Raw genomic sequence first — 16,390 nt, 5'->3', positions numbered from 1 at the left:
CCATCTCGGGCGCGCCTTTCTTTTGCTTACTTTTCTTTGGCAAGACAAAGAAAAGTGAGTCGTGCCCGGCAGGGTACGAAAGGGAGGCAGACCACCAACACCAAAACTCAAAACCAAAACCTCAAACCTTCAAAACCACAACCCCCAACGGCGGCAACCGCAACACCAACGACTGCCCCTGCCCATGCGCCGCCACGTGGTCCACATCCACCGCGCCACCGTTGCCGAGATCGCTGCCGCCATACACGGCGGCGTCTGTGTTCAGTACCTCCTGCCAATGCGTGGCGCCATCGGCGGGCGGCACGCCAATGCGATATCCCTCTCGCGGCACCGGCGTCATGTTTGCCACCACCAGCATCGGCCGTCCGTCGCCGTCGAGCCGCAGGAAGGCAAACACGCTGTTGGTGCGATCGTCGCCAATCACCCAGTTGAACCCTTCCGGCGCGGTGTCTCGCGCATGCAATGACGGTTCGTTCCGGTACAGCGCATTGAGGTCATGCACGAGCCGCTGCACGCCACGGTGCCGCGGGTCATCCAGCAGGTGCCATTCGGGCGATGCATCGTGGTTCCATTCGCCCACTTGCCCAAACTCGCAGCCCATGAACAGCAGCTTCTTGCCCGGATGCGTCCACATGAACGCCAGGTAGGCGCGCAGGTTCGCCAGCCGCTGCCATTCATCGCCGGGCATCTTGCCCAGCAGCGAGCCCTTGCCGTGCACGACCTCGTCGTGCGAGATCGGCAGGATGAAGTGCTCGGAGAATGCGTACACCAGCCCGAACGTCATACCGTCGTGATGGTGCTGGCGGTACACCGGGTCGCGCTGCATGTAGTGCAGCGTGTCGTGCATCCAGCCCATGTTCCACTTGTAGTCGAAGCCCAGGCCGTTGAATTCCACGGGGGCGGTCACGCCGGGCCAGGCAGTCGATTCTTCGGCGATGGTGATGGCGCCGGGGCAGCGCTCGTGCACCACGGTGTTCATCTGCTGCAGGAACGCCACGGCTTCGAGGTTTTCGCGGCCGCCGTAGCGGTTGGGCACCCATTCGCCGGCGCGGCGTGAGTAATCGCGATAGAGCATCGAGGCCACGGCATCCACGCGCAGGCCGTCGATATGGAAGCGCTCCAGCCATTCCAGTCCGCTGGCGATCAGGAAACCGCGCACTTCATTGCGGCCGAAGTTGTAGATGAGCGTGTTCCAGTCCTGATGGAAGCCTTCGCGCGGGTCTTGGTGTTCGTACAGCGCGGTGCCGTCAAACTGTGCCAGCCCGTGCGCGTCGGTTGGGAAGTGCGCGGGTACCCAGTCGACGATGACGCCCAGGCCTGCCTGATGACATCGATCAACAAAGCGTGCAAACGCCTCGGGCGAGCCAAAGCGCGCGGACGGCGCGAACAGCCCGAGTGGTTGATATCCCCAACTGCCGCCGAACGGATGTTCCGCCACCGGCAGCAGTTCAATGTGCGTGAAGCCGAGCGCCGTCACGTAGGGGATCAGCCGGTCGGCCAGCTCATCCCAATGCAGGTTGCGGCCGCCGTCTTCCAGATCGCGCAACCACGAGCCGGCATGCACTTCATAGATGCTGATGGGCGCGTCAGGTTTGTGGCGCTCAGCGCGCGTTTGCATCCAGTCGTCATCGCTCCAGCGCAGCGGGGCCGGGTCAGCCACCACCGATGCGGTGGCGGGCGGCGGTTCGGTCTGGCGGGCAGCAGGGTCGGCCTTGACCATCAGATGGCCGTCGGCGCCAATCAGCTCGAACTTGTAGCGCGCGCCGGGGCCGACGCCCAAGCCACTGGGCAGGAACAGTTCCCACACGCCAGCCTGATGGCGCAGGCGCATGGGGTGCCGGCGTCCGTCCCATTGGTTGAAGTCGCCCACCACAGACACGCGCTGCGCATTCGGCGCCCATACCGCAAAGCGCACGCCGCTGATGCCGTCGATGCGGATGGCCTGCGCGCCCAGGCAGCTCGCCAGCGCCCAATGCGTGCCTTCGTTCAGCAAATGCAGGTCCAGATCGCCGAGCAGCAGCCCGAAGGCATATGGGTCTTCGGTTTCCTGCACGGCTTCATGGCCGGTGCCTGCAGGCCAGATGATGCGCAGGCGATAAAGGTCGGGGTGGCCGTACACGTCTTGCGCATCGGCGCGCAGCGGGCCGTGGAACAGTCCCGTGCGGCCCACCGGCGTCATCTCGGTGATGATCTGGCCGCGGGCGTCGATGGCCTGCACACGGCGTGCACCGGGATAGAAGGCACGCACCACCCAGCGCGTGCCGTCGTCGGTGTCCACGCGATGCGGCCCGAGCACGGCAAACGGGTCACCCAGGCGGCCATGCGTGAGCGCGTCGACGCGCATCTGGTCGACACCGGGCGGTAGCACGATCGGCGCCTGGGGGGCGGCGGCGGTTTTGGTTGGAGAGGCAAAGTCGAGTGCGGTCACGGTGGGCCTCCCGTCGAGTCTTCTGCAGCAGGTGAGGGTGGCTCTGCATGCAGCAGGCGGCGTGCCACGCGCGTGAAGCCTTCCAGCGGAATCGGCAGCCAGGTCGGGCGGTTGGACGCTTCGTAGTTGACTTCGTATGCGGCCTTTTCCAGCAGGAAAAGATCCAGCAGGTGAAAGTCGACCACGGGCTGATCCAGCGCGTTCAGATCGGGCCCGCGAATGGCAGCGGCATACGCCTCCAGGAAGCGTTCGGTAGACGCAGCGCGGAACCGCTCCAGCAGGACGTTGCGGCGCTCCTGCGCTGGGCCGGCCACGTGTTCGGGGCCTTGGCGCATGGCGCCCACCACGTAGTCGAGCGAGCGCATCAGCCCTGCCACGTCGCGCAACGGGCTGGTCTTGCGCCGGCGCTCTTCCACGGGGCGGGACGGCTCGCCTTCAAAGTCGATCAAGTAGGCATCGCCCTGCGCCACCAGCACCTGGCCGAGGTGGAAATCGCCATGGATGCGCGAGAGCGTGGCGCCCAGGCCGTCTTCGGCATGCGCGCGAGCAGCGTCGAGCAGCGCCTGGTGTTGCGACAGCAGCCATTGCACGTCGCGCTGCCGGGGGCTGTCGGGGTTTTGCTGCTGCCATGTCGTCAGGTTGTCGTGCGCGCGGGTGAGCTGTTCGCTCACGCGGGTGATCCAGTAGGTGGCATCGTCTGTATCGGCAATGCGCACACCGAAGTTCGGGTCTTCGGTGGGCGCGGCCAGCGCCGCATGCAGTTCGCCCAGCCGCGTGCCAATCACGCCGATGAAGTTGACGTAGCCCGCCAATGCCTCGTCGGTATCCACGCGCGCTTCCGAGACGGCCACAGGGGACGATTCACCATCGCCGGAAGTCACGCCTTCCATCTGCACGGCCAGTTCGTCGATGGTGCGTCGCAGGTAGTCCAGCGCCCAGGTCCAGGCATCGCCCTGGTTGGGAACGAAGCTTTGCATGACGGCCAGCGTGGCGCGTTCGCCGTCGGCAGCGTGGTGAGAGATCTCGCCAATCAGCGCCGCCGTGTTGGCATAGCCGACACGCGTGAGGTGGCGCGTCATCTCCACCTCGGGGTGGATGCCCGTTGCGATACGGCGGATGAGCTTGACGATGACCGACTCGCCAATCACCAGCGAGCTGTTCGACTGCTCGGCCGCCAGCCACTGGATGGGCGTGTCGGGCGCCAGCGGTAGCGGTGCGGGCCGTGTGCTGCCGGCCTCTGGCGTTTCGGCGGGTTCTGCCAGCTCTGCGATGTTAGGCTCCGGCTCGAACCGCACGGTGCCGTCATTGGCTTCTAGCGTGGTGCCGCGCACGAGGTTGGTGAGCAGCGCACGGGCGAAGGTTTCGGTGGTGAAGGCGTCGGTCAGGTAGCCGACATGGCGGCCGCGCCGCACGCGCGCCAGGGCGAGCTGAATCGGCAGCGCCGGTAGCGTGGCCGATTCCCATGCGATGGAAAGCGGCAGCAGGTAACGCTCGACGCGCTCGCTGCCGTCGGGGCTGCCCAGCGTGACGGCCACTTCGTTCAAGAACACCTCGGGCCGCGTTGCCCCGGCCAGCGGGCGGTTGGTGGATGCGGCATCCACGGGCACGGTCGCGCCCCAGGCAAACTTCGCGCTGCGCAGCACGCTGTCCTTGGCGGCAAACCAGCGGCGCTTGGGCAGATAGGTCGGCAGGATTTCGCGCTCGATCAACTGGCGATGCGCCTCGCGTTGTCGCGTGTCGGCCAAGGCATCGAGCCCCGCGCGCAGCACCAGCGTCGTGAACTCGGGCAACTGCTCGGCGGCCGGCTGCGACCAGCTCGGGCCGGGCTCGTTCTCGCGCAGCTCCAGCCAATAGAAGGCGTACGGCGGCAGCGTGAGCAGATACGACAACTGGCCGATCGGCGGAAACGCCGTCCCGCCAATCAGCTCTACTGGCACGCGCTGTGCAAAGGCGGACAGGTCCAGCTCTACGGCCTGTGAGGCGCGAGAGAGATTGGCCACGCACAGGATGGGCGCCTCGCCTTCCAGCGCGCGGATATACGCCAGCACCTTGCGGTTGGACGGCTGCAGAAACTGGATGGAACCACGCCCGAACACGCGATGGCGCTTGCGTGTGGCAAGCAGCCGGCGCGTCCAGTTGAGTAGCGAGTGCGCGTCGCGGCTTTGCGCTTCGACGTTCACCGATTCATAGCCGTACAGCGAGCCCATGATGGCCGGCAGCACGAGCTGTTCGGGGTCGGCGCGCGAGAAGCCGCCGTTGCGGTCGGGGGACCACTGCATCGGCGTGCGCACGCCATCGCGGTCGCCCAGGTGGATGTTGTCGCCCATGCCGATTTCGTCGCCGTAATACATCACGGGCGTGCCGGGCATCGAAAACAGCAGGCTGTTCATCAACTCGACGCGGCGGCGGTCGCGTTCCAGCAGCGGCGCCAGCCGGCGGCGGATTCCGAGGTTCAGGCGCGCGCGGCGGTCGCTCGCGTAGACCTCCCAGAGGTAATCGCGCTCGGCGTCGGTCACCATTTCGAGCGTCAGTTCGTCGTGATTACGCAGGAAGATGGCCCATTGGCAGCCGCTGGGCACTTCCGGCGTCTGACGCATGATGTCGGTGATCGGGAAGCGGTCTTCACGTGCAATCGCCATGTACATGCGTGGCATCAGCGGGAAGTGGAACGCCATGTGGCATTCATCGCCGGCGCCGAAATATTCCTGCGTGTCTTCGGGCCACTGGTTGGCTTCTGCCAGCAGCAGGCGGTTCTTGAATTCTCCATCCATGGCCGCGCGAATCTTGCGCAGCACGTCGTGTGTCTCGGGCAGGTTCTCGTTCGAGGTGCCTTCGCGCTCGACGAGGTAGGGCACGGCATCCAGCCGCAGGCCATCTACCCCCAGATTCAGCCAGAACTTCATCACACCGATCACGGCCTTGAGCACGCGCGGGTTGTCGAAGTTGAGGTCGGGCTGGTGCGAATAGAAACGGTGCCAGTAATACGCCTTGGCCACCGGGTCCCACGTCCAGTTGGAAGGCTCGGTATCGATGAAGATGATGCGCGTGCCGGCGTACTTCTTGTCGTTGTCGGACCACACATAGAAGTCGCGTAGCGCAGAACCCGGCTTGGCGCGCCGCGCACGCTGAAACCACGGGTGCTGGTCCGACGTGTGGTTGATGACGAGTTCCGTGATCACGCGCAGGCCCCGCGCATGCGCTTCGGCAATGAAGCGGCGCGCGTCGGCCATGCTGCCGTAATCGGGGTGCACGCCGCGGTATTCGGCGATGTCGTAGCCGTCGTCGCGGCGCGGCGACGGATAGAACGGCAGCAGCCAGATCACGTCCACCCCAAGCTCGGCGATGTAGTCGAGCTTGGAGATCAACCCGGGGAAATCCCCGACGCCGTCGTTGTCGGAATCGCAGAACGATTTGACATGCAGCTGATAGATGACGGCGTCCTTGTACCAGAGCGCGTCGTCCACCAGCAGCGCGGTCGGATTGCGCGTCATGACGGTTGTTCCTCCGAAGGCAGGGCCGGGCGCACGCGCCAGATGGCAAACGGCTGCTCGGGTTCAAGACGGATGTGCTGCCACTTGCCGCGCCACACGGTGCGCTGGCCGTTGACCAGGTTCTCGGCCATCAGCGCGCCGTGGTCGGGCAGGCCCCATTGCCACAGTGGCAGTTCGATGTCGGACTCATGTGCGTGGTGCGGGTCGAGATTGATGGCCACGAACACTGTGTTGTCGCCAAAGCGGTCTGGCGGCAGGGCGTTGGCCAGTTCAGCCTGGGAGGTTCCCAACTGCGCTGGCACCACAGGCGGCGTCGATTTGCTGAAGAACAGGATCTGCTCGCCCGAGGCCGGCTGGAACGTCACGCCCAGGTGCGAGTGCAGCGCCGGATTGGCCCGGCGGATGCGATTGAGCAGGGCAATCTCTTTGACGATGTTGCCGGGGCGATTGTGGTCCCACGCGCGCAGTTGGTACTTCTCGGAGTCGAGGTACTCCTCCTTGCCCGGCACCGCAGCGCCTTCGCACAGCTCGAACCCGTTATAAACGCCCCACAGGCCAGACAGCGTGGCCGCCAGCGCGGCACGAATCAAAAAGCCCGGCCGGCCCGACGACTGCAGGAACACCGGGTTGATGTCCGGCGTGTTGACGAAGAAGTGCGGGCGGAAATATTCACGCACTGGCGTGCGCGTCAGCTCGGTCAGGTAATCGATGAATTCCTGCTTGGTATGCCGCCACGTGAAGTACGTGTACGACTGCGAAAACCCAACCTTCGCCAGCCGGTACATCACCTTGGGGCGCGTGAAGGCTTCCGACAGGAACACCGTATCCGGATAGCGCGCACGCACCTCGCCGATCATCCATTCCCAGAACGGCAGCGGCTTGGTGTGCGGATTGTCGACGCGGAACAGGCGCACACCCTCGTCGGCCCAGAACATCACCACATCGCGCAGGGCGGTCCACAGGCCGGGCTTGGCGTCGCTGGCATAGAAGTCGACGTTGACGATGTCTTCGTACTTCTTGGGCGGGTTCTCGGCGTATTTGATGCTGCCGTCGGGCCGCCACGCAAACCAGCCGGGGTGCTCGCGCAGCCAGGGGTGGTCGGGCGAGCATTGAATGGCAAAGTCGAGCGCCAGCTCCAGGCTTTTCTCACGCGCGGCGCGCACCAGTCGGCGGAAATCTTCCAGCGTGCCGAGCTGCGGGTGGATGGCGTCGTGCCCGCCTTCCGCAGCGCCAATGGCGTATGGGCTGCCGGGGTCGTCAGCCTCGGCGCGCAGGCTGTTGTTGCGACCCTTGCGGTTGGTGCGGCCGATCGGGTGGATGGGCGGGAAGTACAGCACGTCGAAGCCCATGCCGCGAATGGCGCCCAGCCGGCGGATCACGTCATCAAACGTGCCGTGCCGGTGTTCGTCATCCGATGCCGAGCGGGGGAACAGCTCGTACCAGCTCGCGAACGCCGCGCCACCGCGTTCCACGTCCAGCGGATACGCCACGCTTTCCACATAGAACGGCCGGTAGTGCGAAGCCTGCGCCATCACGTGGGCGGTCACGGGGTCCAACAGCAGCTTGAGACGGTGCGCTTGGTCCGCCCCGGCCAACAGGTGGGCCAGCTTGTGCAAGGCGTCGACCGGTGCGTCCTTCGGCGCATGTTCTGCGGCCTGTGCGACGAGCTGCGCGCCTTCTTCCAGCTCCAGCGTTACGTCCACGCCGGCGGTGTGCTTCTTCTCCAGTTCAGACCGGTAGGTGCCGAACGCATCGCGCCACGCGGCCACGGCATAGGCGTGCCGCCCCAGCCGTTCGGGCCGGAACGCGCCACGCCAGCGGTCGTTGCCCAGCGGCATCATCGGTACGTGCTGCCAAGCGTCTTCATCTTGCGCGCGCCACAGCAGGTGCACGGCCAACTTGTCGTGCCCGTCCATCAGCACATCGGCCTCGACGATGATGTCATCGCCCACCAGGCGCTTCACGGCAAAGCGGCCGTCTTCAACGGAGGGCTGCACCTGTTCGATGCCGATGCGCGGCGACGCAATGGCCGCGTTGACAGGGTCTTTCGCTTCGCCGGCCTTGGTACGCGGGCTCTTCGCGGCTTTGGCTGTCGCGGGATAGTGCACCGGAGCATTGCGGAACACGCGCCAGACCTGCACGTCGCCGGGCAGCAGGTCGATTTCGGCCAAGGGCCGTGCATTGGTGCGCAGCGTATCGTCGCAGCTGCCCACCGGTTCGGTCAGCAGGTCGAGCGCTACGCCGCGCGTAAAGCCGCCAGCCACGCCGGGCAGAAAGTGGTCGGCATGCACCGACACGCCCATGTGCAGATCGGGGTTGATGACGGTCAGCGTGGCGGCGTCGCCTGCACGCAGGTCGGGGCCATCGGCGCGCAAGAGGGCGGTGGCGGGCGCGTCGGGGCCGGTCAGCATGCGCAGTTCGGCGTGCGGCGCCACGGTGTTCGTCTCGCGCGCGGCGCGGATGGTGGCGTTCACATCACGCACGGCGTCGCTCAGGTCAAACGCAGCATGGGCGTCGATCCATTGCTGGTCGGATGGGTCACCGCGCTCAGCCAGCATCGGGAGCAGCGCGCCCCGTTCGAAGCCCAGCGGCATCAGCCAGCCGGCATCGAGCGTGTCGGCCACGTGCAGGAGGCGGCGATAGGCGCGCTCTCGGATCATCGTGTCGCCAAACGCTTGGCCGTAGCGCGTGCCGAACGGTGCCTCCACGGTGGCGATAGGCGGGGCCACGGCGGCCAGGCGTGCGTGCTCTTCCACCATCCAGCCGGCGCGGAAATCCCACCAGCGCAGCGACGAGAATGTCGCGTCAAAGCCGGCACCTGCCAGCCCATCGACCGCCGCGCCGTCCATGCCGGGCGTCCAGGCCAGGAATCGCACGGCCCCGGCGTCTTTGCGCACGTTCGCAATCAACGTACGCCACCGGTCTGCAGGCAGGCGGGCGGGCGCTTCACAGCGGAACCCGCTGATGCCCAATGCGGCCCAGGCGCGCAGTTGCTGAGCCCACCACGTGAGGATGGCATCTGCGTTGCGCGGGTCGTCGTGGCGGAAGGACGCCACCTCAAGGTGAGAAGGCGGCAGGCGCGGGTCCAGCGCGTTGCCGTCTTCGGCGTGGCTGGCGAACCAGTCGGGATGGTCGGCGCGCAGGGGCGCATCAACGGCCACGCGGTCGATTACCAGATCGAGCAGCAACGTAAGCCCACGCGAGCGGCAGCCTTCGGCCAGCTTGGCGAGGGCTGCGTCGGCCGGCCCGCCGCCTAGCGCCGCATGCAGTTGCGCATGGTCGCGGGTGACGAAGACGTTGCCGGCCGCACCCACCGCAAATGGCGGCGCCATCAACACATGATCGAAACCCAACGAGGCGATGAGATCGAGCACGCCTTCCCAGCGGTCGAGCCTGCCCAGTTGCAGCGGATGCACGTAGCAGATGGCTGGGGCGTATGGGGGTCTCCGCCGCGGTGGGCGGGGCGGCGCTCGGCATTGCTGCCGGGCGGGTCACCGATTTGGCATTGCTGCCGGGTGGCTTGGCCGCGTTGAGTGCGGCCGTGGTTTTACGTGGAGTGGCGGGCTTGGGCGACTTGGTCTCGGGCATGCGTGAAAGCGGGGCAGGGCGTCAGGCGCGGTCAGGCACGGATCTTCTCGGCACTGGCGGCGCGCGCCACCGCGTGCGCTCGGATCTCGTCGGACAGTGCCGTCGAGCGTCGCCGCGCCGGCGTACGCACAGGTTGGTCGGGGCGGGGCGTGTGCAGCGCGTCGGGTGCGACGGGCGTCTGCGCAAGCGCCACGGCAGGCATGGGCGTGGCGGCTGGTACGAGGTTGCGGTACAGCGCGATGTATTCGCGTGCGGGCTGCGACCAGCCGAAGTCGGTCGTCATGCCGTTGTATTGCAGGATGCGCCACGCCTGCGGCTGGGCGAAGACGCGCAAGGCACGCTCCACGGCGGCCACCATGGCATCGGCGGTGTCGCCGTCAAACAGGAAGCCTGTGGCGCCGTGCAACGCCGCCTCCGGCGAGCCGCGATCGGTGATGGTGTCCATCAGCCCCCCGACGCGCGACGCGATCGGCACCGTGCCGTAGCGCATCGAATAGAGCGGCGTCAGGCCGCACGGCTCGAAGCGGCTGCCATGCAGCAGGATGTCGGCGCCGGCGTGCAGCAGATGGGCATAGGCCTCGGTGTAGCCGATCTTCGCGGCCACCTGGCGCGGATAGCGCGCCGCCAGCTCAGCCATGCCGGTCTCGTAGGCGTGTTCACCGCAGCCGAGCACGGCGACCTGCAATTGCGGGTTGGATTCCAGCAGCTGGGGCAGCGCCTGCAACGTCACGTCGGCCATCTTCTGATGCGTCAGGCGGCTGCCCACGGCCAGCAGCGGCGCTTTGGCGTCTTCCGGCAGGCCGAAGCGCTGTTGCAATACACGTTTGGCGGTGTGCTTGCCGCTCAGGTTGGCGGCAACAAACGGCTGCGGAAGCAGCGGGTCTTTCGACGGGTTCCACACGTCGTTGTCGATGCCGTTGAGGATCGCGACGAGGTCTTGCTGGCGTGCGCGCAGCAGGTCCTGCATGCCGCAACCTGCTGTCTCGGTCAGGATTTCGCGCGCATACGCGTGGCTCACGGTGGTGATGCGATCGGCCCACAGCAGGCCGGCCTTCAGGAAGCTGAACTGACCCCAGAACTCGGCTTCGTGCGCCGCATCGGTCGGCACGCCAATATCCGGTACCACATGCATCGGGAAATTGCCCTGGAACGCGAGGTTGTGGATCGTGAAGACGGTCTTCACCGGCACTTGCGCACGCTTGACGAACAGCGGCACCAGCCCCGCATGCCAGTCATGCGCCTGCACGATGTCAAAACGATGCACGCCCGGCACACCGCCGGCAACGCGCGCAGCGGCCTGGCTGAATGCCGCAAAGCGCAGCGCGTTGTCGTCATATGGCTGGCCGTGGTCGTCGAGGTAAGGGTTGCCCGGCCGTGCGAACAGCGCCGGCGCGTCGAACAGCAGCACCGGGATGCCCTGTGCGCCCATGCGGCCACTCAGCAGGCGGGCGCGGCCGCCCGGCAGGTCGGTCCATTCGCACACGGTGCGCGTGTGCTGCAACTGCGTGATGGCGTCGGGATAGCCCGGCAGCATCACCGTCACTTTCATGCCGGCGCGCCGCAATGCGTGCGCGCAAGCCCCGACCATATCTCCAAGCCCGCCGGTCTTGGCCAGCGGCACAGCTTCAGAAGCGACAAAGAGAACGTTCAGTGACAAGGTCATGCTCCCGGAGGAATTTGCCTGCCGGGCCGTCAGCCAACTGCATGAGCAGTGGACGGCGCCGATGCGCGGCGGAGGTTTTCGATCGACCTCTTCGCGCAAGACCTATGCCAGTCAGACAGACGCTGACAAGGCTGTAGTCTTGGCCCGCGCCGCCTGGGCTGTACGTCATGTGCGCGCGGCGAGAGCACGTGCGGGGTGTGCAACCTGCGGGTGCGCCATGTAATTTCGTCTATGCACGCAGACGCACCTTTTGGATATGTGGCGCTTCAGTCGGTACGTGCTCGATTGCCCAGGCAATAGAAAAAAACAATCGGTAAAATCATATCAATCAACTTGTGCAATGCATCGATCGACGATACGATCCATTCCGTTGTCAACCAAGCAACCCAACCGAAAACCACTATGTCGCTGATCAATACTCAAGTCCAACCGTTCAAGGCCCAAGCGTTCCACAACGGCAAGTTCATCGAAGTCACGGATGAGTCGCTCAAGGGCAAGTGGTCCGTGCTGATCTTCATGCCGGCCGCATTCACCTTCAACTGCCCGACCGAAGTGGAAGACGCAGCGGACAACTACGCTGAATTCCAGAAGGCTGGCGCTGAGGTCTACATCGTCACGACCGACACGCATTTCTCGCACAAGGTGTGGCACGAAACGTCGCCGGCCGTGGGCAAGGCACAGTTCCCGCTGGTGGGTGACCCGACGCACCAACTGACCAACGCCTTCGGCGTGCACATTCCGGAAGAAGGCCTGGCACTGCGCGGCACGTTCGTGATCGACCCGCAAGGCGTGATCAAGACGATGGAAGTGCACGACAACGCCATCGCCCGTGATGTGAAGGAAACGCTGCGCAAGCTCAAGGCTGCCCAGTTCGTCGCCAACAACCCGGGCAACGTGTGCCCGGCCAAGTGGAACGAAGGCGCCAAGACGATCAAGCCGTCGCTCGACCTGGTCGGCAAGATCTAAGTTGTAAAGGCTGTTGCTGCAGAAATGCAGCGGAAAAAACGGCCGGCTCTGCCGGCCGTTTGCTTAAGGGCGCAGGCATGTGCCGCGCCCTGTGACTGAATCAAAACGAATAAAGGAAGTCGTCATGCTGGATGCTGATGTCAAGGCCCAACTGAAGGCCTACCTCGAACGCCTCGTGCAGCCCATTGAGCTGGTCGCCAACGTCGATGACAGCGAGGGCTCCCGCGACATGATGGACCTGCTGCGCGACGTGGCCGAGCAGTCCAGCATGATCGTGCTGACCGAACAACGCGACGCCGCCGAACGTGCGCCGTCGTTCCTGATCCGCCGCACCGGCGCGGATGTGAGCGTGCGTTTTGCCGCCATCCCGACCGGTCACGAGTTCACCTCGCTCGTGCTGGCGCTGCTGCAAGTGGGCGGCTATGCGCCCAAGCTCGAAGCTGACGTCATCGAACAGATTCGCAATATCGAAGGGGATTTCCGCTTCGAGACCTACATGTCGCTCACGTGCCAGAACTGCCCGGATGTGGTCCAGGCGCTGAACGTGATGTCCGTGATCAACCCGCGTATTCAGCACGTCGCCATTGACGGAGCGCTGTATCAGGGCGAAATCGAAGCGCGCCAGATCATGGCCGTGCCGACCGTGTTCCTGAACGGTGAGACCTTCGGCACTGGCCGCATGGGCGTGGAAGAAATTCTCGCCAAGATCGACACCGGCGCTGCCGCGCGTGATGCTGAAAAGCTTGCCGCCAAGGAAGCGTTTGACGTGCTGATCGTCGGCGGTGGCCCAGCGGGTGCGGCGGCTGCGGTGTACGCGGCGCGCAAGGGCGTGCGCACGGGCGTGGTGGCCGAGCGTTTTGGCGGCCAGGTGCTCGACACGCTGGGCATTGAAAACTTCATCTCCGTGCAGGAGACCGAAGGGCCGAAGTTTGCCGCCGCGCTGGAGCAGCACGTGCGCCAATACGACGTCGACATCATGAACACGCAGCGCGCGGTCAAGCTCACGCCGGCGGACAAGCCGGGTGGCTTTGCCGAGGTAACGCTGGCGAATGGCGCAGTGCTCAAGGGTCGCTCGGTCATCCTGTCGACCGGCGCGCGCTGGCGCAATGTGAACGTGCCGGGCGAGCAGGAATACAAGAACAAGGGCGTGGCGTATTGCCCGCACTGCGATGGCCCGCTGTTCAAGGGCAAGCGCGTGGCCGTGATCGGCGGCGGCAACTCCGGCGTGGAAGCGGCCATCGACCTGGCCGGCCTCGTGAGCCACGTCACGCTGCTGGAATTCGCTAGCGAGCTGAAGGCCGATGCCGTGCTGGTGCGCAAGCTGCAAAGCCTGCCGAATGCGACCATCGTGACCAATGCGCAGACCACCGAGATCACCGGTGACGGCCAGAAGGTCAATGGCTTGCGCTACAAGAGCCGCGTGGATGGCGTTGAGCACACTGTCGCGCTCGAAGGCGTGTTCGTGCAGATCGGCCTGGTGCCCAACACCGAATGGCTGGATGGCGCGCTCGAGCGCAACCGCTTTGGCGAGATCGTCGTCGATGCGCGTGGCCAGACCAGTGCGGAAGGTGTGTTTGCGGCAGGCGATGCGACCACGACGCCGTACAAGCAGATCATCATCGCCACCGGCGATGGCGCGAAGGCCGCACTGTCCGCGTTCGATCATCTGATCCGCGTGCCGCTGGCCGAAGCTGCCTGAAGCTGAAACAGGCTGAACCCAGCCGTACAAAGCCGGACTTCGCGATCAGCGGGTCCGGCTTTTTTCTTTGGCGCTTTGGTGCTCAGCCGGCGGCGGACTGCAGCGCTTGCGCGCGCGCGGAGCACATGTCGACAAGGCGATCGCGCAACGCGCGCCCCGCGCTGTCGAGGTCGGGGCGCGCAAAAAGCGCAAGCTCGAGCCCGCCAATCTCCGGAAAACCATCGGCAGCGCCGACCACGCGATGACCGGCCTGCACAGTGCTGGCTGGCAGCAGGCTCACGCCCAACCCCGCGCTGACAGCCGCGCACAGGCTCGCCAGGCTCGGGCTTGAATACGTGATACGCCAAGGCTGGCCGATCGATTCCAGCGCGTGCAGCATCTCCTGCCGATACAGCGCGCCCACCGGAAACACCACCAGCGGCACCGCAGGTTGCGATGGCCCGAGCGGCAGCGTGTGCGGCCGCTCGGCGCTGTCGATCCAGCAAACCGGCTCAGCCCAGCGCGCATGGCAATCGCTATCGGTGCCCCATTGCTTGACGAGCAGCATGTCGAGATCGCCGTTGCGGTAAAGGCGCAGCAGGTGGTGGGAGAGGCCGCTTTCCACCTCCAGGCGCAGCCGCGGGCGCTCGCGCGCGAAGCTGGCGATGAGCGGCATCAGCGCGCCGCTGCCAAGGTCTTCCGGCACGCCCAGGCGCAGTACGCCGCCGGTGTGTTCAGGGCTGAGCGCCTCGCTGGCTTCGTTGGCCAGGCGTAGCAAACGGCGGGCGTAGCCAAGCAGGCGATCGCCTTCCTCCGTCGGCAACACCTGGCGCTGGCTGCGGTCGAGCAGGCGGCAGTCCAACTGCTGCTCGAGCCGGAGGATCTGCTGGCTGACGGTCGATTGCGTCAGGTGCAGATGCTCGGCCGCGCGTGTGAAGTTGCCCGTATCGACCACCGTGACAAAGCTGCGCAGCAAGACAAGATCAATCATTTAAAAACCCACTGAACATCACTCCACTATTTAATTTGAACATGTTTAGGGGCACAACCATAATCGACCCGCAATTTCGTTTGCGGAGAACCCGATGTCCGATGAGCAGTTCATGTGTGAGGCGGTGGAGCTTGCGCGCGGTAACGTCAACGCCGGTGGCCTGCCGTTTGGAGCGGTGCTGGTGCACGACGGCAAGATCGTCGCGCGTGCCGTCAACGAGGTGCACACCACCAACGACCCCACAGCGCATGCCGAAATGCAGGCCATCCGCCAAGCAAGCCAGGCGCTGGCCACGCCCGACTTGCGCGGTGCGGTGATGTACGCCAGCGGCCATCCGTGTCCGATGTGTTTTGCGGCGATGCACCGCTGCGGCATTCGCGCGGCGTACTTCGCGTATTCGAACGAAGATGGCGAGCCTTTCGGTATGTCGACCGCCGCCCTGTATGCCGAAATGCGTCGCGCACCGGCGGACGGTGAACTGCAACTGCATCCGTCCAGGCCGACGGGCGAGCAGGGCCTTTACGAAGCTTGGCAGGCCCGTCGCGCTCGGGCTGAACCTGCGCCCTGAGATTCAACGAACTAGCCGCCGTTGTTTCAAAAGCGGGTGATTTCCCGATCAGTCAAGCGAAGGTTATCGAAGCGGGCTCACGCATTTAGCTCGGCGACAATTCGCTCGGCGAGGAAATCGCAGGGTTGTCGGTTGGAAGTGACACTACGCGCCAAGACGATCTCCAACGTACCGATCTCCGGCAGGCCGTGCGTGGCTCCGAGCAACGTAAAGTCGGAGGGCACGGCACATCGCGCCAATGGGGTGACGGCGAGGCCCGCGCGGGCCATCGTCAGCAAGCCCAGCAGGCTCGGGCTTTCATACGATGTCCGGTAGGCGATCTTTGCGCGCTCGAGACTGCGGATCGCTTTTTCCCGCGCGACGCTGCCGGGCAGAAACACCGCAATGGGCAATGGCCGTTCACGCCAGATTTCCGTGGCCCCCGGGCCTGCTGCCCACACCATTGGTTCGTGCCGCAAAAATTCGCCGGTCAGCCCTTTGACGCGCGTGGCGCAGACGAGGTCCACCGTGCCATCACGCAACATTGGCGCCAACGCCACGCTGGGCAAGCCGATCACCTGGATCTCGACCTTCGGATAGCTGGCCGAGAATTTCTTGAGAATCGGTGGGAACAGCGACGACGCGTAGTCGTCCGGCACACCGATCACCACGCGGCCCGTCACGTCCGGCCGCACGACCGCTGCCCAGGCTTCATCACGCAGCGCAATGATCCGGCGCGCATACGCCAGCAGCACCTCGCCGTCTTGTGTTGGTATCACGCTACGCGGCTTGCGCACGAACAGCGCCTTTCCGAGCGCCGATTCCAGCGTCTTGATCTGCATGCTCACGGCCGATTGCGAGCGGTGCACGAGATCTGCCGCCCGGCTGATCGTGCCTGTGTCGGCAACGGCGACGATCATGGTGAGAACGTCGACGTCCAGGGCTTTCATCTCGGTACTCATGCGCGCTCGCTTGCGTGGATGTATCAGAAAAACTGAAAGATTCCATCAATATTATGCGATTTTCTTTTCAATCGCA

9 protein-coding genes are annotated in these 16,390 nt (G+C 65.2%); 3 read left to right on the top strand and 6 right to left on the bottom strand.

The genetic code is table 11. The features are described from left to right. Positions 1–121: 121 nt before the first annotated feature. The 4 genes from glgB to glgA form a co-directional block, all read right to left on the bottom strand. Positions 122–2,428, bottom strand: coding sequence for a 1,4-alpha-glucan branching protein GlgB (gene glgB, locus ACCD03_RS12335; protein ID WP_413411782.1), 2,307 nt, complete (start codon positions 2,426–2,428; stop codon positions 122–124). Beyond that, positions 2,425–5,919, bottom strand: a complete 3,495-nt coding sequence (treS, locus tag ACCD03_RS12330) for a maltose alpha-D-glucosyltransferase (protein ID WP_413411780.1) — start codon at positions 5,917–5,919, stop codon at positions 2,425–2,427. The genes glgB and treS overlap by 4 nt, the downstream gene beginning before the upstream one ends. Continuing rightward, positions 5,916–9,335: a maltotransferase domain-containing protein gene (locus ACCD03_RS12325; protein WP_413411778.1), complete on the bottom strand. Its 3,420-nt coding sequence runs from the start codon at positions 9,333–9,335 to the stop codon at positions 5,916–5,918. The genes treS and ACCD03_RS12325 overlap by 4 nt, the downstream gene beginning before the upstream one ends. Before the next feature lie 203 nt (positions 9,336–9,538). Further along, on the bottom strand, positions 9,539–11,170 hold the full coding sequence (glgA, locus tag ACCD03_RS12320; protein WP_413411776.1) for a glycogen synthase GlgA: 1,632 nt from the start codon (positions 11,168–11,170) through the stop codon (positions 9,539–9,541). A gap of 402 nt (positions 11,171–11,572) precedes the next feature. On the opposite strand from glgA, the gene ahpC reads away from it, so the two are divergent. Together ahpC and ahpF are read left to right on the top strand one after the other, a co-directional pair. Beyond that, positions 11,573–12,136, top strand: coding sequence for an alkyl hydroperoxide reductase subunit C (gene ahpC / locus ACCD03_RS12315; RefSeq protein ID WP_024978277.1), 564 nt, complete (start codon positions 11,573–11,575; stop codon positions 12,134–12,136). Positions 12,137–12,260: 124 nt separating this feature from the next. Then, positions 12,261–13,835, top strand: coding sequence for an alkyl hydroperoxide reductase subunit F (ahpF, locus tag ACCD03_RS12310; RefSeq protein ID WP_012430076.1), 1,575 nt, complete (start codon positions 12,261–12,263; stop codon positions 13,833–13,835). A gap of 82 nt (positions 13,836–13,917) precedes the next feature. On the opposite strand, the gene ACCD03_RS12305 is transcribed toward ahpF, so the two are convergent. Beyond that, the gene (locus tag ACCD03_RS12305) at positions 13,918–14,805 is read right to left on the bottom strand and encodes a LysR family transcriptional regulator (protein ID WP_316672860.1); all 888 of its coding nucleotides are present in this window, start codon (positions 14,803–14,805) and stop codon (positions 13,918–13,920) included. A gap of 94 nt (positions 14,806–14,899) precedes the next feature. Between ACCD03_RS12305 and ACCD03_RS12300 the strand changes: the two genes are divergently transcribed. After that, complete coding sequence (locus ACCD03_RS12300; protein ID WP_413411773.1) at positions 14,900–15,373, top strand: nucleoside deaminase; 474 nt, start codon at positions 14,900–14,902, stop codon at positions 15,371–15,373. 77 nt (positions 15,374–15,450) lie between these two features. On the opposite strand, the gene ACCD03_RS12295 is transcribed toward ACCD03_RS12300, so the two are convergent. Then, a complete protein-coding gene (locus ACCD03_RS12295) occupies positions 15,451–16,302 on the bottom strand; it encodes a LysR substrate-binding domain-containing protein (protein WP_316672866.1) in 852 nt (283 codons plus the stop codon). Positions 16,303–16,390 lie beyond the last annotated feature (88 nt).

The sequence above is a fragment of the Ralstonia sp. Ralssp135 genome (assembly GCF_047304345.1).
Lineage (GTDB): Bacteria > Pseudomonadota > Gammaproteobacteria > Burkholderiales > Burkholderiaceae > Ralstonia > Ralstonia chuxiongensis.
This window is presented reverse-complemented; position numbering and strand designations above follow the sequence as displayed.

Bases quoted from the DNA above. Each gene is read 5' to 3' on its own strand.
- ahpF (WP_012430076.1), top strand. From the start codon at position 12,261: ATGCTGGATGCTGATGTCAAGGCCCAACTGAAGGCCTACCTCGAACGC.
- ahpC (WP_024978277.1), top strand. From the start codon at position 11,573: ATGTCGCTGATCAATACTCAAGTCCAACCGTTCAAGGCCCAAGCGTTC.
- treS (WP_413411780.1), bottom strand. From the start codon at position 5,919: ATGACGCGCAATCCGACCGCGCTGCTGGTGGACGACGCGCTCTGGTAC.
- glgA (WP_413411776.1), bottom strand. From the start codon at position 11,170: ATGACCTTGTCACTGAACGTTCTCTTTGTCGCTTCTGAAGCTGTGCCG.
- ACCD03_RS12305 (WP_316672860.1), bottom strand. From the start codon at position 14,805: ATGATTGATCTTGTCTTGCTGCGCAGCTTTGTCACGGTGGTCGATACG.
- ACCD03_RS12295 (WP_316672866.1), bottom strand. From the start codon at position 16,302: ATGAAAGCCCTGGACGTCGACGTTCTCACCATGATCGTCGCCGTTGCC.
- ACCD03_RS12300 (WP_413411773.1), top strand. From the start codon at position 14,900: ATGTCCGATGAGCAGTTCATGTGTGAGGCGGTGGAGCTTGCGCGCGGT.